The following is a 19,939-nucleotide window of genomic DNA, read 5'->3' as shown; positions in this document are numbered from 1 at the left end:
GTCCGCATGGCCTCCGCCGACACAGCGGCGCCTCGCGGCGCCGCACGCCTCCTCGCCGCGCCGCTGTCCCTGCTGATGCGGCTCGTCGACTGGCCGATGAGCGCACTGCAGCGCCTCATCGGCGAGCGGCGGATGGCTTATGTCTTCCTTCTGCCGAACATCGTCTTCTTCGGCCTGTTCGTCTTCCTGCCGCTGATCATCAACGTGGTCTTCTCGGTGACGGGCGGCACCGAGCTGTTTCCCTCGCAGCGGCCTTTCGTCGGCGGCGAGCAATACGCCTATCTGTTCGACTGCGGCTCCTTCCTCGACCCGAACTCCTGCCGCGAGGACCATTTCTGGCGCGGCGTCGCCAACACCGCCCGCTTCACCGTCTTCCAGGTGACGGCGATGGTGCTGTTCTCGCTGGTGACGGCGGTGGTGCTAAACATGCGCATCAAGGCGCGCGGCTTCTTTCGCGCCGTCTATTTCTTCCCCGTGCTGCTCTCGCCCGTCGTGGTGGCGCTGACCTGGAAATGGATCCTGCAGCGCGACGGCCTTTTGAACGCGGGGATCACCTCGCTGGGGGGCGAGCGCATCCTGTTCCTGGTCGACCCGAGCTGGGCGATGTTCTGGATCGTCTTCGTTTCGGTCTGGGCCCATATGGGCTTCTACACGCTCATCCTGCTGGCCGGCCTGCAGGCGATTCCGGCCGATCTCTACGAGGCGGCCGAGATGGATGCGACGCCGCGCTGGCGCGTGTTCTGGCGCATTACCCTGCCGCTGCTCTGGCCCAACATGATCGTCGTGATCGTGCTGGCGCTGATCAAGGGCGTGCAGACCTTCGACGAGGTCTTCGTGCTGACAGGCGGCGGGCCGGGCACCGCGACGCTGATGGTCGTCCACTACATCTACGAAACGGCGTTCTCCAATCAGGTCCAGAACTTCGGGCTCGCGGCGGCAGCCTCCGTCGTGCTCGGCATCGTGCTGTTTGCGCTGACGCTGGCACAGCTGGCGGCCAGCAACCGCAAGGGGGCGGCATGAGCCTCGTGATCAAGCTCGCCACCGCGCGCCGCAAGCCCGGCCGCTGGCACTGGACCGATGTCGCGGCCTACGCCTATCTCGCTTTGGGCGTCGTCCTGATGTTCGGGCCCGTGCTCTGGCTGGCGCTTTCGTCCTTCAAGACACAGGCCGGGCTGCTGGAATTTCCGCCCTCGCTGCTGCCGATGTCGCAGCAGGAGGTCGTGGTTCCCGGCCATGCCCAGCCGCTGCCGCTGTTCGAAGTGACGATGCCGGACGGATCGACGCGCGTTCTGGCGCAAGTGCGGCGCATCGGCATTCAGGCGCAAATGGTCGACCCCGCCAATCCGGCGGAGGTGATCCGCGTTCCGATCGACAAGCGCACGCCCGTGCGCGGTTTCAAGCTCGCGACCGAGAACTACACCGAGCCGCTGGAGCGCTTCGCCTTCACGCGCTTCCTGTGGAACTCCGTCTTCGTCACGGTGGTGGCGACGATCATCACGCTGATCATTAACTCGATGGCGGCCTATGCGCTGTCGATCTACGAGTTCCGCGGCAAGAACACGGTGATGCTGATGGTGATCGGCACGCTGATGATCCCGATCACGATCATCCTCGTCCCGGTCTATCTGGTCATCACCGAACTCGGGCTGGTGAACTCGCTCTGGGCGGTGATCCTCCCGGGCGCGGCGACGCCGACCGGCGTCTTCCTGCTGCGGCAGTACATGTTGACGCTCCCGCGCGACCTGATCGAGGCCGCGCGCATGGACAAGGCCTCGGAGTGGCAGATCTACTGGCGCATCGTCATGCCGCTGGCCATGCCGGCACTCGCCGTGCTGGCGATCTTCTCGGTGATGTGGCGCTGGAACGAGTTCCTCTGGCCGCTCGCCGTGCTGACCAAGACCGAATCCTACACGTTGCAGATCGGCCTCAACGCCTTTCAGGGCGAGTTGCAGACGCAGTGGCACTACCTGCTCGCGATGACGGTCGTGACGCTGCTGCCGGTGGCGCTGGTCTTCGTGTTCCTGCAGCGGTTCATCACCACCGGCATCGCCAATACGGGAATGAAGTAGTCATGGCCGGCCTGACCCTTTCCGGCGTGCGCAAATCCTTCGGCGGCACGCATGTCCTTCATGGCATCGACCTCACCGTCACCGACGGCGAATTCGTCGTCTTCGTCGGCCCCTCGGGCTGCGGCAAGTCGACCTTGCTGCGGGTCATTGCGGGGCTGGAGGAGGTCACGGAGGGCGCAGTCGCGATCGACGGCATCGACGTCACCGGCCTGCCGGCCTCCGAGCGCGGGCTCGCCATGGTGTTCCAGTCCTATGCGCTCTACCCGCATATGAGCGTCTTCAAGAACATGGCCTTCGCGCTCGAGAATATGGGGCTGCCGCGCGATGAGATCGACCAGCGCGTGCGGCGCGCCGCGGCGATGCTGCGCCTGACCGATTATCTCGAGCGCAAGCCGCGTGCGCTCTCGGGCGGGCAGCGCCAGCGCGTCGCGATCGGGCGGGCGATCGTGCGCGACCCCAAGATCTTCCTGTTCGACGAGCCGCTCTCCAATCTCGACGCTGAACTCCGCGTCGCGACCCGCAAGGAACTGGCCGGCCTGCATGCCGAGCTCGGCGGCACGATGATCTACGTCACGCACGACCAGGTCGAGGCGATGACGCTGGCCGACCGCATCGTCGTCCTTCAGGGCGGGCGGATTGAGCAGATCGGCACGCCGCTCGACCTCTACAACCGGCCCGACAACCTGTTCGTGGCCGGCTTCATCGGCTCGCCGCGGATGAATTTGCTGCCGGGGCGGGTGGCGCGGCCCGGAATCGTGACCGTCGGCGAGGGCGGCCATGAGATCGCCTGCGAAACCGGCGCGCTCGCGCCCGGCTCGTCCGTGACGCTCGGCGTGCGGCCCGAGCATCTGGCGCTCGCCGAGGGCGCAGGGCTGCCGCTGGCGATCGACCTCGTCGAGCGGCTGGGCGGCGAAAGCTATCTCTACGGCGCCTCGCCCGGCCTGCCGCAGATCACGCTCAAGCTCGACGGCCAGAGCGCGCATCAGCGCGGCGAAACCGTCTTCCTCGCGCTGCCCTCGGCGCAGCTTCACCTGTTCGACGAAACCGGCCAGGCGATCCGGCCTTGATCGCCCTCTTCGGAAACACCGCGTCATCCTGGACAAGCGGCGCAGCCGCGCAGCTCCGGGATCCATCATAGGGCGATGTCGATCCCGATGATGGATCCCGGGACGAGCTTCGCTCGCCCAGGATGACGGGGTGTTTCCGAGCGAAACACCATGCCCCGACAGCCAAAACGATAGTCCGATCCCGGAGACGACCCCATGAAAGCCCTCACCCAAGGCCGTTATCTCGGCCGCGACGGCGAAGCTGCCCTGTTCGATGTCGGGCTGGGCGCGACGATCACCGTGCGCATCCTCGAGGGCGATATCGGCCGGGTCACCCTCAGACCGCGTGACGGCTACCGGCTCGACCGCGGCTGGTCGATCGCGCCCGGCGGGCTGGAGCCGCCCTATGAGGGGCGCCCGCGCGACAGCCTCGAAGGCTTCGCCTGCCCGAAGGCGGGTGTCGTCGAAGACGGGGGCAAGGTCGTGCTGTCGGCAGGCGGCCTCATGGCCCAGGTCACGCTGTCGCCCTTCGGCATCGCCTGGTTTCGCGCGGGGGAGGACAAGCCGTTCCTGCAGGACCGCACGACCCAGGCCTATCTGATGTCGCCGCGCACCGGGGCGCTCGCCCACTATATGGCGCGCGACTACACCGAGCGGCATTACGGGCTGGGCGATAAGGCCGGCCCGCTCGACCGGACGGGACGACGTTTTGCCATCGACGCCGTCGACCCCTGTGGCTTCGACGCCGAGCTGTCCGACCCGCTCTACAAGATGCTGCCCTTCTTCATCGTCGATGGGCCGGCCGGCGCGCATGGTGTGTTCTACGACAACCTCTCGACCGGCAGCGTCGATTTCGGCTGCACGCTCGACAATTACCATGGCCTGTTCCGCTCCTGGAAAGGCGATGACGGCGATCTCGACTGCTATGTGATGGCCGGCCCGACCGTGCCCGACGTGGTCAAGCGTTTCGCCTGGCTGACGGGCGGTCAGGCTTTCGCGCCGCTCTGGTCCTACGGCTTCGGCGTCACCTCCATGGCGATCGCCGATGCGCCCGACGCCGATGCCCGCATCAGCGACTTCATCGGCAAGCTCGCGACGCATCGCATTCCCTGCGATTCGTTCCATTTCGGCTCGGGCTACACGCAGATCGGCCATCGCCGCTATGCCTTCAACTGGAACCGCGACAAGTTCCCGGACCCGAAGGCGACGATGACCCGGCTGAACGAGGCCGGCATCTTTACCGTCGCCAATCTCAAGCCCTGCCTGCTCGACGACCATCCGCGCCTGCAGGAGGCGCTCGATGGCGATTTCCTCGTTCGCGACGGCGACAGTGGCAAGCCGGCGGTCGCGCAGTTCTGGGACGGCTTAGGCTTCCATCTCGACTACACCAACCCCAAGGGCCGCGCCTGGTGGCGCAACGGCATCGAGACCGCGCTGCTCGACTACGGCTTCACCACCGTCTGGAACGACAACAACGAATACGAGATCTGGGACGAGGACGCGCTCTGCGACGGCGATGGCCGGCCCTTCCGGCAGGCGTTGGCACGCCCCGCCCAGGCGCTGCTGATGACCAAGCTGTCGCATGAAACGCAAGCTGCGCGCGAGCCCGGCAAGCGGCCATATGCGATCACGCGCGGCGGCTGCGCCGGCATCTCGCGCTACGCCCAGACCTGGTCGGGCGACAACGAAACCGCCTGGAAAACGCTGCGCTACAACCTGACGCAAGGGCTCAATATGAGCCTGTCGGGGATGTTCAGCATCGGCCACGATGTCGGCGGCTTCCATGGACCCACCCCGGGGCCGGAACTGTTCGTGCGCTTCAACGAGTTCTGCGCGCTGTGGCCGCGCATGGTGATGAACTCCTGGAACGACGACGGCGTCGTCAACCTGCCCTGGATGTATCCGGAGATGGTGCCGCAGGTGCGGGCCGCGCTCTCGCTGCGCTACCGGCTGATGCCCTATCTCTACACCCAGATGTGGCGCGCCAGCCGCGACGGCATCCCGGCCGTGCGGCCGCTGCTCTACGATTTCCCGCAGGATGCGACGGCGGTGGCGACCGACGACGCCTTCATGCTCGGGCCGGACGTGCTGGTTGCGCCGGTGCTCGAGGAGGGCGCGACGCAGCGCAGCGTCTATCTGCCGGCCCATCCCGGCGGCTGGTATGATTGGCATGAGGGCCGGCATTTCGATGGTGGCGCGGTCGCCACCATCGCGGCGCCGCTCGGCCGGCTGCCGGTCTTCCTGCGGGCGGGCGCCCTGATCCCGCTCGGCGATGCGACGGGGATCGGCCCGGACCGCGAGGTGCTGGTCTGCGGGCTGGTGGAGGGCGCGACCGGCGAACTCTACGAGGATGACGGCGAGACGGCAGACTGGCGCGGCGACGGCACGGCGACGATCCGCTTCCGGGTCGGCGGCGGCGAACTCCATATCGAGCAGCGGCCGGCGACGTCGGTCTCGGTCGCCCGGATCGACATCCGGCACATCGAGGCGGGTGATTACCGGTAGAGCCAGGCCTGCACTTCCCTGATCGTCGCGGGCGGTCGGGCACCATGAACATGGGCTGTCGCGCCAGGGCGCATCTGGCTAGACTGCCATCCAGGCGGCCATCGCCCTGCGCGAGGGCGATGGTGCGCTTTCGAGCGGGCCCGACCAGACAGGAGCGACCCGGCGCATGATCGAGGTTCTGCTCGTCGAGGACGATGCGCCGACCCGCTGGCGGCTCCAGGACGCGCTCGGGACTTCCGGTGAATTCGTCGTGACGGCGGCCGCGACACTGGCCGAGGCCAGGCTGAGCCTGGGCCGGGATCGCCCGCAGGTGTTGCTGACCGATCTGCAACTGCCGGACGGGCATGGGCTCGAGCTGATCCGGGAGACGCGGCAGCGCTATCCCGACACCGAGATCATGGTGATTTCGATCCTGGGAGACGAAGACAGCGTGATCGCGGCGATCCGGCAGGGCGCCACCGGCTATCTGCTCAAGGACGCGTTTCCCGACGACATCGCCGCGACGGTGCGCGATCTCGTCGCCGGGCATTCGCCGATCTCAGCCTCGATCGCACGCTTCATCGTCCGGCGGACGCAGGATCAGTCTGTGCCTGCAGTGCAGCCGGCGCTCAACACCGCGCGGCTGACGCCGCGCGAGATCGACATTCTCTGGGGCATCGCCAAGGGCTTCAGCTATGCCGACATCGCCGGCCATCTCGGCCTGTCGCGCCAGACGGTGCCCGGCCACATCAAGAACATCTACCGAAAGCTCGAGGTCAACACGCGCGGCGAGGCGGTGTTCGAGGCGCTGCAGCAGGGTCTGATCCGGCTGTGACCGACACTGCGACGGCTTCGGGGGCGCCCACGGGGCGACTGGTCCGGCGGCTGGCGCTGTATCTCGCCTTGCAGGGCCTGGTCTTGCTCGGCTGCCTCGTGCTCGCGGGGCTGCCGGCGCCAGAGCCTTCGCCGGCCTACCGGCTGACGCAGGCGCGTCTCGCATCCGGCGACGAGGCGGTCGTGACACTGCCGCATCATCTCGGCGCCCGCTTCACGATGGACGACCCGCCACGCTACAGGCTGACATTCGAGGGGCCGCCGGCCTCTTCCGGACAGGCCTGGTCGGTGCTGCTGCCGCGCTTCACCAATGGCGTCGCGGTCGCCGTCAACGGGGTCGAGATTCTCGACAGCCGCCGCACGCCTTCCGCCAACCGCCCCGACCGCAGCACGCCCGAGATCGCGGTGATCCCCGCGACGCTGTTGCGCGAGGGCACCAACGAACTGACGGTCAAGCTGTTCGTCTGGGGCCCGCTGACGGGTTTCCTCGACCGGATCTATGTCGGCCCCGATGACGCGCTGCGGCCGGCCTACGACCGGCGGATCCTGATGTTCGTCACCCTGCCGGTGGTTCTCGCCGCCTGGCAGGTGGTTCTGGCGGTGATCCTGGGGCTGATGTGGCTGATGCGCCGCCATGAGCCCGAATACGGGGCGCTCGCCGCCTCGATGGCGATCGGCGTGGCACAGACCTTCGTATCGGCCCCGAGTGGCCAGTCGGTCTATGCCGGGCTCAATGCCGTGCTGATCGCATCGGCGCCCCTGGAGAGCGCCTTCTGCGTCCTGTTCTTCGTCGTCTTCTTGGGGCTGCGGCTCCCACGCTATGCGGCAGCCCTGTTCGTGCCGGGCCTCATCATCACCGTGACAGGACTGTTTGGCGACCTGTCTCAGGTCCGCACGACCTACCTCCTGCTCGGGCCGCCGACGGTTGCCTTCTGCCTCGTCCTGATCGCCGTCCTGATCGCGATCGTGTTCGTGCGGCGGCGGGATGTCATCAGTCTTGTCCTGGGAAGCGCCGTAACGGTGGTGCTGTTTTTCTGCGTGCACGACATTCTGTCCGTCCTCGACATCGCCAAGGACCGACGGATTTTCTTCTCGCGCCTGTCCTATTCCGTGATGGTGATCGCGGTCGGCATCGGCCTGACCTGGCGCTTCGCCCGGGCGCTGAACCAGGTCGACAGTTTCGCGGGCTCGATGGTGACGCTGGTGCGCGAGGCGGAGGACAAACTGCGGGCCAGCCTCGCGCGCGACGAGGAACGCGCGCGGGCCATCGCCCTGTCGAGCGAGCGCAGCCGGTTGATGCGCGATCTGCATGACGGGCTCGGCGGCCAGCTCGTCAGCATCGTCGCGCTCAGCGAACGCCAGCGCAGTGGCGGCGCGCCGATCGGCGAGGCGGCGCGCGCGGCCTTGAGGGATCTGCGGCTCGTCATCGACGCGATGGACGATATCGGTGGCGATCTGATGCTGGCGCTCGGCGCCTGGCGGGAGCGGATCGCGGCGCAGCTGCGGGCGCATGGCCTGAAGCTCGACTGGCGGGTGCTGACGCCGCAGGGGCTGCCGGTCTATCCCGAGCTGCGGCCCGGCCATGTCATCCAGATCATCCGCCTGCTCGACGAGGCGGTCACCAATGCCGTCAAGCACGCGCATGCCCGGACGATCGCGGTCAGCATCGAGACGGTGCCGGCCGGGCAGGGCCTCTCCCTCGGCCGGATCGTCATCGCCGATGACGGCCGGGGCTTCGAGCGGCCGCCCGGTGCGGCCCCGGCGCCGGGCACGGGGCGCGGGTTCGCCAACATGAAGCGTCGCGCCGAACGCTGCGGCGCGACGCTGGAGATCCGCTCGGGACCGGACGGAACGCGCATCACGCTCGACCTGCCGGCGCGCTTCGCCGATCTCGACGGGATCGGCGGCTGATCGACCGGCTCAGCGGCGACCGACGCGGTTGACCGGGCCGCCGCGATTGGCCGGCGTGCCCGGCCGCACGCCGACGCCGCGGGCCCCGGCGCCGACCCCGCGATAGGGCGTCGCCACCGCCGCCCGTGCAACCGGGGCGCCGACCACGGGCGCACCGACAACGACCGGCGCCGGGCGCACCACACAGCCCTTGGGAATGCCCACCGTCTTGCAATAGACCACGGCCTGCGCCGGCGTGGAGCCGAGCGTGATGGCGGCCAGGGCGGACAGCGCGGCCAGACCCAGGCCGGCGCGTGCGAGTGCTCGAATTCGACCCATTGTGCTGATTCCTTGTGTTCCCCGTCGGTGTCCCGGCCGGTCGGCCTCGGCTCTGTGACGTCGCTCCACTCTGATCCCTCGAGAGGCGGCCCGGTATCCCATGAAGATGGGGTGGCGGGCCCAGCCGTCCTCGGGCGTGATGGGCTGCGGCGAAAGCGATCGGGCGATCGGCGCGACGGTCGCCGGAGGAGCGCCATGGCGGAGGCACAGGCGATACCGGCTCTGACCGGGCCGGCGGTGGAGGGCGCCCGCAGCGGCATCGCTCCGCTCGATGCGCTTCGGCAGGTGGTGGAACGCCTGGATCAGGAGATCGTCACGGCGCTGAGCGTTGCGCCGCAGCTTCCCCATGAGCTCTCGGCCGTGATCGGTCGCAGCGTTCCCGAGGCGGGGGACACCCTGCCGCGGACGCTCGCGCTCTGCGCGGCGGTGGCGGTGGCCTATGTCGCGACCCGCGCACTCCTGGCGGGCAGGCGGCGCCTGGCCGGTCAGGCGCGCAGCGCCTTGGCCGGCATGGCGGGGCTCGCCGGGCTCGAGGTGCTGGCGCTGCTGACGGCGGCGCTGGTCGGGCGTGTCCTGCTGGTGCGCGGGCTCGGTATTGCGCCCGGACTGGACATTCTGCCGCGTGAGGCGGTGATCGCGCTGATCCGCTGGCTGATGGCCCTGACCCTGGTGGTCACCCTGTTCCAGCCGCAGCTCAGACGGTTCCGGCTGGCGGGGGTGGACGATGTCGGCGCACGCAAGGCGGTCTGGCGTTTTGCCCTGCTGTTTGCGATCGCGCATCTGCACGCGGTCCTGCTTGCCGCGGCATTGCGCAGCGGTCTGTCGCCGGCTTCGGCCAAGCTGATATCCTGCCTCGTCGCGCTCGGGCTGACGCTGGCGGCGATCCAGGTTTTCGCGTCGCTGGGGCGTCATGGCATGCGCACCGGCCCGCGCTTTCTGGCGATGGGGCTGTGCGTCCTGGCCTTCGGATTCTGGGTCTGGGGCTGGATCGGCGAGACATTCGCGCTCTATCACGGTGCCGTCGGCACGATCGTGGTGCTGCTGGTCGCGGTCGCGCTCGACCGGGCGGTGGCGGTCAGCATCCGCGACTCGCGCCAGCCGGCCGAGATGCGGCGGCTGTTCGTGCTCCGGGTCCTGATCGACAGCCTGGCGGCGGTGCTGATCTTGCGCATCGGCGTCGAATTCTGGCTGGTGGACGCTTTCGGCTGGCTGCCGGCGGCCAGTGGTCAGGCCTTCGGCTACCGGCTGACCTTCGCTTCCCTCGTCTTCGTGCTGGGTGCCGCCTGCGCGGCCCTGGTCCATGTCTGGACCGAGGCCGCGCTGACGCCGGGCGAAACCGCCTTGACCCTGCAGGAGCGGGATGCGCGGCTCGCCCGGCTCTCGACGGTGCTGCCGATCATCCGCGCCACCACCATCACGCTGATCGTCGTGGTGTTCTCGCTGGTTGGGCTGTCGGCGCTCGGCGTCGACATCACGCCTCTGATGGCGGGCGCGGGCATCGTCGGTCTCGCCATCAGCTTCGGCTCGCAGGCGCTGGTGAAGGACGTCGTCTCCGGCGTGTTCCACATCGTCGACGACGTCTTCCGGATCGGCGAGTCGGTCGAGGTCGGGGCGCGGCGCGGGCTGGTGGAGCAGATCAACCTGCGCAGCGTCCGGCTGCGCGAGGAGGATGGCCGGCTCCACACGATTCCGCTCGGAGAACTCGGCGCGGTGACCAATTACAGCCGCAAGCTGATGCGGATGAGCGTGTCGGTCGCCCTCGACGCGACGCCCGACCGGGACGACATCGTGCTGTTCACCCGCCGCGCCGCCGCCGCGTTGCGCAGCGAGCCGCTTCTCCGGCAGGCGATCGTCGGCGACATCGCGGTGAAGCTGAACGAGCCGGAGGAGGCCGCCGGCTCGCTGGTCTTTGCATTCAGCATCGGCGCGGCCAGCGCGGATCGGGCCCAACCGCTCATCCGCCGGCTGATCGAGGAGGCGATCGACGACGGCGATGTGGCGGGGATGCTGCGCAACGTCGCCATCGCGACCGATGATCTGTCCAGCGCCGTGCCACCTCCCGCCACCGCAGCCGCCGCGACCGCCGGCGGCGTCTCCGCAACGATCCCGGACAAGGTACCGGAGATGAGTCCGGAGCCGATCCCATGATCGATCCCATGAACATGGCATGGGCCCGGGGCGCGGCTGCGGCCATGGTCTCCAGGCTTGCCGGCCCTGTCATCGCAGGGCGCCATTCAACCGAAAGGCCCGACCCATGAAGTCCTCGTTCTTGCTTGCCGGCGCGCTGCTGCTCGCGGGCACCTCCTTTGCCGGAGCCCAGTCGGGACCGACGCGCGCCGAACAGCTGGCCTGCCGCTCGGACGCGCAGAAGCTCTGCGCCTCCTTCATCGGCCAGCCGCAGCCGATGAACGCCTGCCTGAAGGACAACAAGGCGAAGCTCTCAGGCGACTGCCGCAAGGTCGTCGAGGCGCGCGGCGGTTGAGCGACGGCCAGCTTCGCCGCCCCGCTGGAAGTTCCGAGAGAGGTCGTTCCGATGCGTTGTCCAACCGGCTGCAGGGCGCTGCTGGCAGCAGGGCTCTTCGCCCTGACCGCCGGTGGCTGCGCCGGCCCCAGTCGCGGCCTGCTGGTGCCGGTGGCGGAGCCCGGCTTGGGCACGCCGACCCGCACGCTGCTGGCGGTGACCACCCGCGGGCCGACTGCGGAGCCGCCGGGCTATCTCTTCTCGGGCGAGCGCGGCGACACCGTCCGCTATGCCAGCCTGACCCTGTCGTTGCCGCCGGGCCGCGAACCCGGCTCGGTGCCCACCGATGCCGAGCGGCCCGACCCCGCCAGACACATCGCGCTGGTCTCGGCGCGCGATCTCGACGCGGCGGGGTTTGTAGCCGCGACGAGGGCGGCCGGCACCGCCAGGCGCCGGGCGCTGGTGTTCACCCACGGCTACAACACGCAGTTTGACGAGGCGGTGATGCGTCTTGGCCAGATCGTCGACGACACCGGCTATCAGGGCCTACCGATCCTGTTCAGCTGGCCCTCGCGGGGCGGGCTCGCCGATTATGGCTACGACAAGGACTCGGCCAATTTCAGCCGCGATGCGCTGGCCGATCTGCTGGCGCGGCTCGCCCGCGACCCGAACATCGCGGGCATCGACATCTTCGCCCATTCGATGGGCAACTGGCTGACGATGGAGACGCTGCGCCAGCTCGCCATCGCCAGGGACGACAAAACGTTGGCGCGGCTGGGGACGATCGTGCTGGCCGCGCCCGATGTCGACATGGACGTGTTCCGCACCCAGATCGCGCGGCTGCGACCGCTGACCTCGCGCATCGTGCTCTACGCCTCCAAGGACGATTACGCGCTGGGCCTGTCGCGCCGGCTGTTCGGGGGCAAGATCCGCGCCGGCGAGAACACCGATCTCGACCAATTCCGCGGACTTGGGATCGTAGCCCATGATCTGTCGGCGGTCGCAGGCGGCGTGGGGCGCAACCACAACAAGGCGTTCGGGGACGGCTCGACGATCGCCGCCATCGGCCGGGCGATCACCAGCGGTGCGCCCTCGCGCCAAGGCGGGCAGAGCCTAAGCGAGGGCATCGAGACTTTGGGGCGCTCGGTCACGCTCCTGGGCAGCGCGCTCGTTCCGGGCGGGGCGGCAGGAGGAGCGCCGTGATGGTACAAGGGGCTCCACGCATCGGCCTGCGCATCATGCCGATGGTTCTCGGATTGGCGCTGCTCGGCTGCAACGAGAAGTCCGCGCCGCCGGCGCTTCCGCCCGCGGAAGTCCGGGTCGCGCCCCCGCTCGCCCGCCCGGTAACCCGCTATCTCGAACTGACCGGACAGACGGCCGCAGCCAAGCGGGTCGATCTCGTCGCCCGCGTCCAGGGCACGCTCACGGATATCCGCTATCGCGACGGCGCATCGGTGAAGCAGGGCGACGTGCTCTTCGTCATCGAGCCCGACAATTACCGCCTCAGCCTGGAGCTGGCGGAAGCCGCCGAGGCGCAGCAAAAGGCGCTCTTGGTCCAGGCCGAGGCCGATCTCGTGCGCCAGAAGCAGCTCGCCAGCCGGCAGGCGGCTTCGGAAGCGGCGCTCGACAGCGCACTCGGCAAGCGCGATTCGACCGCCGCCGCCCGCGAGCAGGCCGCCGCGCAAGCCGCGCAGGCGCGGCTCAACCTCGCCTATACCGAGGTGAAGGCGCCCTTCGATGGCGTCGTCTCCGCCCATCTTATCGATCAGGGCGCGCTGGTCGGCGTCGGCGGGCCGACGCTGCTGGCCTCGATCGTCCAGAGCGACCCGATCAAGGTGCGGTTCTCGCTCGACGAGCAGACCGTGCTGCGCATCCGCGAGGCGATGCGCCAGCGCGGCCTGACCCTGGCCGGGCTCGGCAGCATCCCCGTGGAGATCGGCCTCGAGACCGATTCCGGCTATCCGCATGCCGGTCAGCTCGATTATGTCGCGCCGGAACTCGACATGGCCAGCGGCACGCTGTCGGTGCGGGCGGCTGTGCCCAACCCGCAAGGCGTGCTGCTGCCGGGGCTGTTCGTGCGGGTCAGGCTGCCGCTGCAGAAGGATGTGCCCTCGCTGCTCGTACCCGAGGCGGCGCTGGGTGCCAGCCAGACCGGCCGCTATCTGCTGGTGGTCGGCGCCGACGACATCGTCGAGCAGCGGGCGGTCGAGACCGGTGAGACCAGCGAGGGCGGCTTGCGCGTCATCCGCAGCGGCCTCAGCGCGAGCGATCGCGTCGTCGTCGGGCTGATGCAGAACGCCATTCCCGGCAGCCGGGTCAGGCCGGTCGCCGCGGTCGCGAAGGCGGCCCGCTGATGGCTCGCTTCTTCATCGAGCGGCCGGTTCTGGCCAATGTTATCGCCGTGCTGACGGTGATCCTCGGGCTGGTGGCGCTGCTGCGCCTGCCGGTCTCGCAATATCCCAATGTTGTGCCGCCGACCGTGCAGGTCACGGCGCGCTACCCCGGTGCGAGCGCGGCGGTGATCGCGCGCGAGGTCGCGCTGCCGCTGGAGCAGAAGGTCAACGGCGTCGAGGACATGATCTACATGTCCTCGACCAGCACCAGCGACGGCCTCTACACGCTGACCGTGACCTTCCGGATCGGCACCGACGCCGACAAGGCGCAGATCCTGGTGCAGAACCGGGTTGCCGCCGCCCTGCCGCAATTGCCCTCGGTGGTGCAGACGCAAGGGGTGCAGACCAACAAGCGCTCGACCGCGATCCTGCAGATCGTCGCGCTGACCTCCGACCGGGCGGGGCATGACAGCCTGTTTCTGTCGAACTTCGCGACGCTGAACCTGCTCGACGAGATCGCGCGGCTGCCAGGTGTCGGCGCCGTCAACGTCTTCGGGGCCGGGCAGTACGCGATGCGGATCTGGCTCGATCCGCAGAAGATGCAGATGCGCGGCCTGCTCCCGGCCGACATCGTCAACGCAGTCAACCAGCAAAACCGCTCGGTCGCGTCGGGCCAGCTCGGCATGGCGCCCACCGCAGGCGACCAGGCCTTCCAGACCACGCTGCTGGCGCCCGGCCGGCTCGACGAGGTCGAGGCGTTCGAGGCCATTATCGTCAAGGCCGACGGTAACCGCATCACGCGCCTGCGCGACGTCGCCCGGGTCGAGCTCGGCGCGCAAGCCTATGGCCAGGATTTTCGGCTCAACGGCCAGCCGGCGGCGGGGCTTGCGATCTTCCAGCTGCCCGAGGCCAATGCGCTGGAGGTTGCCCGCGAGGTCGGCGCGAGGATGACCGCGCTTTCCACGCGCTTCCCGCCGGGCATGGGCTGGAGCGTGCCCTTCGACACCACCCGCTTCGTCGAGGCTGCGCTCGGCGCCGTCTACAAGACGCTGATCGAGGCGGCGGTGCTCGTGCTGCTGGTGATCCTGATCTTCCTGCAGGACTGGCGCGCCACGCTGGTTCCGGCGACCACCGTGCCGGTGACGATCATCGGCGCCTTCGCGGCGATGGCGGCGCTGGGCTTCACTGTGAATATCTCGACGCTGCTGGCGGTCGTGCTGGCCATCGGCATCGTCGTCGACGATGCGATCGTCGTCGTCGAGGGCGCGACCCACCATATGGAGCGCGGCCTGAGCCCGCATGACGCCACCGTGCTGGCGATGCAGGAGCTGATCGGCCCGATCATGGGCATCACGCTCGTGCTGATGGCGGTGTTCCTGCCCGCCGCTTTCCTGCCGGGGCTGAGCGGCGAGATCTACCAGCAATTTGCCCTCGTCATCGCCGCAACCGCCCTGATCAGCGCCGTCAACGCGGTCACGCTCAAGCCGGCGCAATGCGCGCTCTGGCTGCGGCGGCCCAAGCCGGTCGCGCAGCGGGCGTGGATCTTCCGGCTGTTCGAGCGCGGCTATGGCGCCTGCGAGCGCGCCTATGTCGGGCTGGTGCGCCGGCTGGTCGCCCGCAGCGCGGCGGTCTTCACGGTGACACTGCTGCTCGTTGGGGCCTCCGTCTATGCGCTGAGCCGGATCCCGACCTCCTTCCTGCCGGTCGAGGACCAGGGCTACATGCTGGTCTCGGTGCAACTGCCCGACGGTGCCTCGCTTTCGCGCACGACGGCCGCGCTCGACGACGTCACCAAGCGGGCGCAGGCCGTGCCGGGCGTCGACAAGGTCATCGCCATTGCCGGCCTGTCGGCGCTCAACGACAATGCCAGCCTCGCCAACGCCGGCGTCGCCTATGTGATGCTGACCGACTGGAAGGCGCGCAAGAAGGGCGAGGATCTGCTCGGCCTCTACGGCGCGCTCAACCGGGCGATGGCCGATCTCGAGGACGGTGCGGCGCTGGTGCTGCCGCCGCCGCCGATCCAGGGCATCGGCAATGCCTCTGGCTTCACCATGAAGGTCGAACTGCGCGACGGCAGCTTCGATTACGCCAAGCTGCAGCGCCTGGCCGACGCGATCGCCGAGCAGGCCCGGGCGCAGAACCTGTTCCAGGCGGCGCGCAACACCTTCAGCGCCCAGGCGCCGCAGGTCGAACTCACGATCGACCGCACCAAGGCCGAGGCGCTGGGCGTCTCGTTCGGCGCAGCCACCGATGCGCTGGGCGCCTATGTCGGCTCGGCCTATGTCGGCCAGTTCGCCAAGGCGGGACGGGTGTTCCAGGTCTATGTCCAGGCGCAGGCCGATGCGCGCATGGAGCCCGAGGGCCTGCGGACGCTGAAGCTGCGGTCCAGGACCGGCGAAATGGTGCCGCTCGGCGCCATCGCCGACATCAAGCCCGGTATCGGCCCGTCCCTGATCAGCTTCCACAATCTCTACCCGGCGGCGACGCTGATCGGCGCGCCCAATCGCAACGTCAGCTCGGGGGAGGGGCTTTCCGTACTGGAGGGGATCGCCCGCAAGATCCTGCCGGCGGGGACGGGCTTCGAATGGTCGGCCCTGTCCTATCAGGAGAAGGAGCTCGGCGGGCAAGTCTACCTCGTCTACGGCCTGAGCCTGCTCCTGGTCTATCTGGTGCTCGCCGGCCAGTATGAGAGCTGGATCGCGCCGCTCGGGATCATCCTATCGGTGCCGCTGGCGCTGCTGGGCACGGCCGGCGCGATGCTGGCGCTCGGCCTCTCCAGCAATCTCTACACCCAGATCGGGCTCGTCCTGTTGATCGCGCTCTCGGCCAAAAACGCGATCCTGATCGTCGGCTTTGCCCGCGACCTGCATCGCAAGCAGGCGATGCCGCTGGCGGAGGCGGCGATCGAGGCCGCCCGGCTGCGGCTGCGGCCGATCATCATGACCTCGCTCGCCTTCATCCTCGGGCTGGTGCCGCTGGTGCTGGCGAGCGGCGCCGGCGCCAACGCCCAGAAATCGATCGGCTTCGCCACGCTCACCGGCATGATCGGCTCGACGCTGCTGACGGTCGTGGTGGTCCCCTCGCTCTTCGTCGTGCTGCAGCGGCTGGAGAACCGCCTGCGGGGCGGTGCGCCAGATAGCCCGCTGGTCGCCCGGCCACAGCAGGCCGTCCTGCCTCACTGACCCCGTGCCCCGCCGGTTGTCGAGCGGGAACGATGCCAGGCGCACGGCGTTGATTGCTGCATGGTTCATACCAGTACGACTGCGACACTGCAGCCTCTCGTCACCTCGCTCTCGCTGCGCGACGCCATCAGCGCCGAGGAGGTCGCCCTCATCGAGGGGTTGGCGAGGCGCAGGCGGGTCCTGCGCAAGGGCGAGGAGCTTGTTTCCCAGCACTCGCAGCCCGTAGAGAGCTGCCTCGTGCTGTCAGGCTTTACCGCCCGCGAGGTCGTTCTGGCCGACGGCAAGCGGCAGATCACAGCGCTGCACGTGCCGGGCGATTTCGTCGACCTGCATGCGCTGCTGCTGAAGATCATGGATCACAGCGTCGTCGCCCTGACAGATTGCGAGGCTGCCTATGTGCCGCATCGCGAATTGCTGCGAGTCATGGCGTGCTCGTCGCATCTCGGGCGGATGTTCTGGCTGTCGACGGTCATCGACGGGGCGATCCAGCGGGCCTGGATCACGTCCAGCGGGCGCCGGTCGGCGAGCGCCCATCTCGGCCATCTGATCTGCGAGCTTTACCTGCGCCTCGATGCCGCCCGGCTCGCCGAGGGTGGGCGCTTCACCTTCCCCGTCGCCCAGAGCGAACTGGCGGATGCGCTGGGGTTCTCGCTGGTGCATGTCAACCGGACATTGCAGGATCTGCGAGCGACCGGTTTCGTCTCGTGGAAGGGCAGCGTCGTCACCATCCTCGATTTCGAAGGGCTGGCGGCCTTCTCGCAGTTCGACCCGACCTATCTCAATCTCGTCAAGTTGCCGCGCTGACGGAGCCGGTGTCTGCGCCGGAGATTACTGCCAGAGGCCCGACTGTTTCATCCGCGCCCTGCCGGACCTTTGAGCGGAGAGCTGGCGTCCCGGAAGGGATTCGAACCCCTGACCTACGGTTTAGGAAACCGTTGCTCTATCCTGCTGAGCTACCGGGACGCGCGCCAAACCGTGTAGCATAATCGCCATGCCGGTGAAGCCTCTTCTTGCTGCTTTCCTCCTCGGGCCGCTGCTGTGCGGCGCAGTACGGGCGGACGATGTCTGCTCGCAGCTGGCGCCCGACAGCCCGGTGGTTCGCCTGGCGGGGCTGAACGATGCGGGCGATCCGGTTCTCGCGGATGGGCGCCCGGTGCGGCTGGTCGGGCTCGCACCGCGCCAGGATGAGGCGGAAGCGGCTCGCTTCGCCCGTGCGATCGGCGGGTGGCGCGGGCGCGATCTGGCGCTCGTCGTGCTGGGCGAGGCCGATCGCTGGGGTCGCCTTCCCGTCCGGCTTTACGAGACGGCTGACAGTGGCAGCCCGCGCAACCTCGCCGACGCATTGTTGCGGGAAGGGGCTGGCGTGCCCCTGCCGGAGGCGCGGCCGGCCCGTTGCGATGGAGGCATGGTCGCGGCCAGCGCCGCGCCGCGACGGCGGCCGACGCCGGCTGCCGCGCCGCTCCCGGCTGGTGCCGCGGGCGCGGCCGGCGAGGCCATCGACAGCCATGATCTTGCCGCGCTGAAGGCGCAGGAAGGCCGCCTCGTCTTCGTGACGGGCCGCGTCGCTTCGGTGGGCGAGCGGGCGCAACGCACCTATCTGAACTTCTCTCGCCGGCGTGGGGAGGCCGCATCGATCGTGCTGTCGAAGGCTGTGTGGCGACAGTTGCAGGATGCCGGCTGGACCGCGAGCGGGCTCGGCGGTAAACGGTTGCGCGCGCAAGGCATCCTGTCGGGACGCGACGGCCTGTTGCTGGATGTGACCGCGGTGGCCGCCCTGGAACTGATCGACTGACGGAATGCTGGCGTTCTGGCGACATGAATGTTGGCTCCGGGCCAGGCTGGCCGCGCTCGCGCTGCCGGCGCTGCTGCTGCTCGGATGCGCCGGCGACCAGAGCGTGCTGCTGCCGCCGCAGGCTGCGTCCGACGGCGAGATCGCGCCGCGCGTCAGCACGCTCCAGCGCGCCTCCGAGAGCGAGCACCAGCGCCTGCTCGCGGCCTTTGGCGGCGAGTATCGGGCGCCGCGGGCGCGCGCCGTGCTCGACGAGGTGGTGCAGCGGCTGGCCAAGGCGGGCGAGGGCCAGATCGGCGCCTATGAGATCACCATTCTGAATTCACCGGCGGTGAACGCGTTTGCGCTGCCCAATGGCCGGCTTTATGTCACGCGCGGGCTTCTGGCGCTGGCCAACGACACCGCCGAGATCGCCTCCGTGCTCGCCCATGAGATCGCGCATGTCACGGCCCAGCACGCCGTCGAGCGGGCCGAGCGCGAGCTGGAATCGGCGCTGGTCAGCCAGGTCGTCTCGCAGGTGCTCAAGGACCCGGCGCAGGGGGCGGCGGTGCAGGCCGGCTCGAAGCTCTCGCTGGCGCGGTTCTCGCGGCAGCAGGAGCTGACCGCCGACCAGATCAGCGTCAGCAACATCGCGCGCGCAGGCTACGATCCCTATGGTGCCGGGCGCTTCCTCGCCGCGCTCGGGCGCAACACCGCCTTCCGCAGCAGCGGCCAGAACCAGAGTGCCGACGACAAGCGGCTCGACATGCTGTCGAGCCATCCGCAGACGCCCGAGCGTATCGCTGCCGTCACCGCCGCCGCGCGCCAGATCGGTGCGCCCGGCATCGGCGAGCGCGATGCCGGGCGCTGGCTTTCGGCGATCGACGGCATCGCCTATGGCGACGACCCGCGCGACGGCGTCGTGCGCGGGCGGCGCTATCTGAACAGCGCGCTGCGCATCGGCTTTACCGCGCCGGAGGGGTTCGGGCTCGAGGCGGCGCGCGACATGGTGATCGGCATCGGCGCCGGCGGCGCGCAGGCGCTGCGCTTCGATTCCGTCACGCTGAAGCCTGACCAGACGCTGCAATCCTATGTCGCGGCCGGCTGGATCGATGGGGTCGAAACGACGGCGATCGAGCCGCTCGATGTCGCCGGCCAGCCCGGCGTGATCGCGCTGGGCAAGGGCACGGACTGGACCTTCCGGCTGGCGGCGGTGCAGGCCGGCAACCGGGTCTACCGCTTCATCCTGGCGGCCAAGGGCAGCGGCGATCCCGAGCGGCCGATGCGGGCGCTTCTGGCGAGCTTTCGGGTGCTGAGCGCCGAGGAGGCGCAGACGGTCAGGCCGATGACGGTCCGGGTCGTGTCCGCCGCTGCCGGCGACACTGCGGCGACGATGGCCGCGCGGATGTCCGAGCAGGAGCGGGCGCAGGAGCTGTTCACGGTCCTCAACGGCCTCGAGCGCGGGGGCGCGCTCACGCCCGGACAGCGCTACAAGATCGTGGCCGAATAAGCCCGCTGCGAGGCGGCTTCACG

Annotated in this window: 15 protein-coding genes and 1 tRNA gene; 14 read left to right on the top strand and 2 right to left on the bottom strand. The window is 69.1% G+C overall.

The window, feature by feature from the left end; translation table 11 throughout:
- Window positions 1-6: 6 nt before the first annotated feature.
- From Q8S38_RS10930 to Q8S38_RS10905, 6 genes are all read left to right on the top strand, one after another.
- On the top strand, window positions 7-1,020 hold the full coding sequence (locus Q8S38_RS10930) for a carbohydrate ABC transporter permease (protein ID WP_305680441.1): 1,014 nt from the start codon (window positions 7-9) through the stop codon (window positions 1,018-1,020).
- Complete coding sequence (locus tag Q8S38_RS10925; protein WP_305680440.1) at window positions 1,017-2,069, top strand: carbohydrate ABC transporter permease; 1,053 nt, start codon at window positions 1,017-1,019, stop codon at window positions 2,067-2,069. The genes Q8S38_RS10930 and Q8S38_RS10925 overlap by 4 nt, the downstream gene beginning before the upstream one ends.
- Before the next feature lie 2 nt (window positions 2,070-2,071).
- The gene (locus Q8S38_RS10920) at window positions 2,072-3,136 is read left to right on the top strand and encodes an ABC transporter ATP-binding protein (RefSeq protein ID WP_305680439.1); all 1,065 of its coding nucleotides are present in this window, start codon (window positions 2,072-2,074) and stop codon (window positions 3,134-3,136) included.
- Window positions 3,137-3,331: 195 nt separating this feature from the next.
- Window positions 3,332-5,620, top strand: coding sequence for a glycoside hydrolase family 31 protein (locus tag Q8S38_RS10915; RefSeq protein ID WP_305680438.1), 2,289 nt, complete (start codon window positions 3,332-3,334; stop codon window positions 5,618-5,620).
- A 166-nt stretch (window positions 5,621-5,786) separates the two neighbouring features.
- A complete protein-coding gene (locus Q8S38_RS10910) occupies window positions 5,787-6,434 on the top strand; it encodes a response regulator (protein WP_305680437.1) in 648 nt (215 codons plus the stop codon).
- A complete protein-coding gene (locus tag Q8S38_RS10905; RefSeq protein WP_305680436.1) occupies window positions 6,431-8,344 on the top strand; it encodes a sensor histidine kinase in 1,914 nt (637 codons plus the stop codon). Before Q8S38_RS10910 ends, Q8S38_RS10905 begins: the two co-directional genes overlap by 4 nt.
- Before the next feature lie 9 nt (window positions 8,345-8,353).
- Here Q8S38_RS10905 and Q8S38_RS10900 read toward each other — a convergent pair whose 3' ends face one another.
- Window positions 8,354-8,662: a hypothetical protein gene (locus tag Q8S38_RS10900; RefSeq protein WP_305680435.1), complete on the bottom strand. Its 309-nt coding sequence runs from the start codon at window positions 8,660-8,662 to the stop codon at window positions 8,354-8,356.
- A gap of 195 nt (window positions 8,663-8,857) precedes the next feature.
- Here Q8S38_RS10900 and Q8S38_RS10895 point away from each other — a divergent pair, with 195 nt between their 5' ends.
- The 6 genes from Q8S38_RS10895 to Q8S38_RS10870 all read left to right on the top strand — a co-directional run bounded on the left by Q8S38_RS10895 (window position 8,858) and on the right by Q8S38_RS10870 (window position 17,442).
- Complete coding sequence (locus Q8S38_RS10895; protein ID WP_305680434.1) at window positions 8,858-10,810, top strand: mechanosensitive ion channel family protein; 1,953 nt, start codon at window positions 8,858-8,860, stop codon at window positions 10,808-10,810.
- A 106-nt stretch (window positions 10,811-10,916) separates the two neighbouring features.
- On the top strand, window positions 10,917-11,144 hold the full coding sequence (locus Q8S38_RS10890; RefSeq protein ID WP_305680433.1) for a hypothetical protein: 228 nt from the start codon (window positions 10,917-10,919) through the stop codon (window positions 11,142-11,144).
- Window positions 11,145-11,195: 51 nt separating this feature from the next.
- Window positions 11,196-12,326, top strand: coding sequence for an alpha/beta hydrolase (locus Q8S38_RS10885; protein WP_305680432.1), 1,131 nt, complete (start codon window positions 11,196-11,198; stop codon window positions 12,324-12,326).
- A complete protein-coding gene (locus Q8S38_RS10880) occupies window positions 12,326-13,477 on the top strand; it encodes an efflux RND transporter periplasmic adaptor subunit (protein WP_305680515.1) in 1,152 nt (383 codons plus the stop codon). Before Q8S38_RS10885 ends, Q8S38_RS10880 begins: the two co-directional genes overlap by 1 nt.
- The gene (locus Q8S38_RS10875) at window positions 13,474-16,638 is read left to right on the top strand and encodes an efflux RND transporter permease subunit (protein WP_305680514.1); all 3,165 of its coding nucleotides are present in this window, start codon (window positions 13,474-13,476) and stop codon (window positions 16,636-16,638) included. The genes Q8S38_RS10880 and Q8S38_RS10875 overlap by 4 nt, the downstream gene beginning before the upstream one ends.
- 60 nt (window positions 16,639-16,698) lie before the next feature.
- On the top strand, window positions 16,699-17,442 hold the full coding sequence (locus tag Q8S38_RS10870; protein WP_305680431.1) for a Crp/Fnr family transcriptional regulator: 744 nt from the start codon (window positions 16,699-16,701) through the stop codon (window positions 17,440-17,442).
- Between the two features lie 82 nt (window positions 17,443-17,524).
- On the opposite strand, the gene Q8S38_RS10865 is transcribed toward Q8S38_RS10870, so the two are convergent.
- A tRNA-Arg gene (locus Q8S38_RS10865) sits at window positions 17,525-17,601 on the bottom strand.
- Between the two features lie 28 nt (window positions 17,602-17,629).
- Here Q8S38_RS10865 and Q8S38_RS10860 point away from each other — a divergent pair.
- On the top strand, window positions 17,630-18,430 hold the full coding sequence (locus Q8S38_RS10860) for a hypothetical protein (RefSeq protein WP_305680430.1): 801 nt from the start codon (window positions 17,630-17,632) through the stop codon (window positions 18,428-18,430).
- 4 nt (window positions 18,431-18,434) lie between these two features.
- Complete coding sequence (locus Q8S38_RS10855) at window positions 18,435-19,916, top strand: M48 family metalloprotease (RefSeq protein ID WP_305680429.1); 1,482 nt, start codon at window positions 18,435-18,437, stop codon at window positions 19,914-19,916.
- The last annotated feature ends 23 nt before the right edge of the window (window positions 19,917-19,939 follow it).

Origin of the sequence: Allobosea sp. (genome assembly GCF_030695125.1) — a bacterium.
GTDB lineage: Bacteria > Pseudomonadota > Alphaproteobacteria > Rhizobiales > Beijerinckiaceae > Allobosea.
The sequence above is the reverse complement of the archived record's forward strand: the minus strand, read 5'-3'. Positions and strand labels throughout refer to the sequence as shown.

Bases quoted from the DNA above. Each gene is read 5' to 3' on its own strand.
- Q8S38_RS10910 (WP_305680437.1), top strand. From the start codon at position 5,787: ATGATCGAGGTTCTGCTCGTCGAGGACGATGCGCCGACCCGCTGGCGG.
- Q8S38_RS10895 (WP_305680434.1), top strand. From the start codon at position 8,858: ATGGCGGAGGCACAGGCGATACCGGCTCTGACCGGGCCGGCGGTGGAG.
- Q8S38_RS10925 (WP_305680440.1), top strand. From the start codon at position 1,017: ATGAGCCTCGTGATCAAGCTCGCCACCGCGCGCCGCAAGCCCGGCCGC.
- Q8S38_RS10870 (WP_305680431.1), top strand. From the start codon at position 16,699: ATGGTTCATACCAGTACGACTGCGACACTGCAGCCTCTCGTCACCTCG.
- Q8S38_RS10930 (WP_305680441.1), top strand. From the start codon at position 7: ATGGCCTCCGCCGACACAGCGGCGCCTCGCGGCGCCGCACGCCTCCTC.
- Q8S38_RS10860 (WP_305680430.1), top strand. From the start codon at position 17,630: ATGCCGGTGAAGCCTCTTCTTGCTGCTTTCCTCCTCGGGCCGCTGCTG.
- Q8S38_RS10880 (WP_305680515.1), top strand. From the start codon at position 12,326: ATGGTACAAGGGGCTCCACGCATCGGCCTGCGCATCATGCCGATGGTT.
- Q8S38_RS10885 (WP_305680432.1), top strand. From the start codon at position 11,196: ATGCGTTGTCCAACCGGCTGCAGGGCGCTGCTGGCAGCAGGGCTCTTC.
- Q8S38_RS10890 (WP_305680433.1), top strand. From the start codon at position 10,917: ATGAAGTCCTCGTTCTTGCTTGCCGGCGCGCTGCTGCTCGCGGGCACC.
- Q8S38_RS10855 (WP_305680429.1), top strand. From the start codon at position 18,435: ATGCTGGCGTTCTGGCGACATGAATGTTGGCTCCGGGCCAGGCTGGCC.
- Q8S38_RS10920 (WP_305680439.1), top strand. From the start codon at position 2,072: ATGGCCGGCCTGACCCTTTCCGGCGTGCGCAAATCCTTCGGCGGCACG.
- Q8S38_RS10915 (WP_305680438.1), top strand. From the start codon at position 3,332: ATGAAAGCCCTCACCCAAGGCCGTTATCTCGGCCGCGACGGCGAAGCT.
- Q8S38_RS10900 (WP_305680435.1), bottom strand. From the start codon at position 8,662: ATGGGTCGAATTCGAGCACTCGCACGCGCCGGCCTGGGTCTGGCCGCG.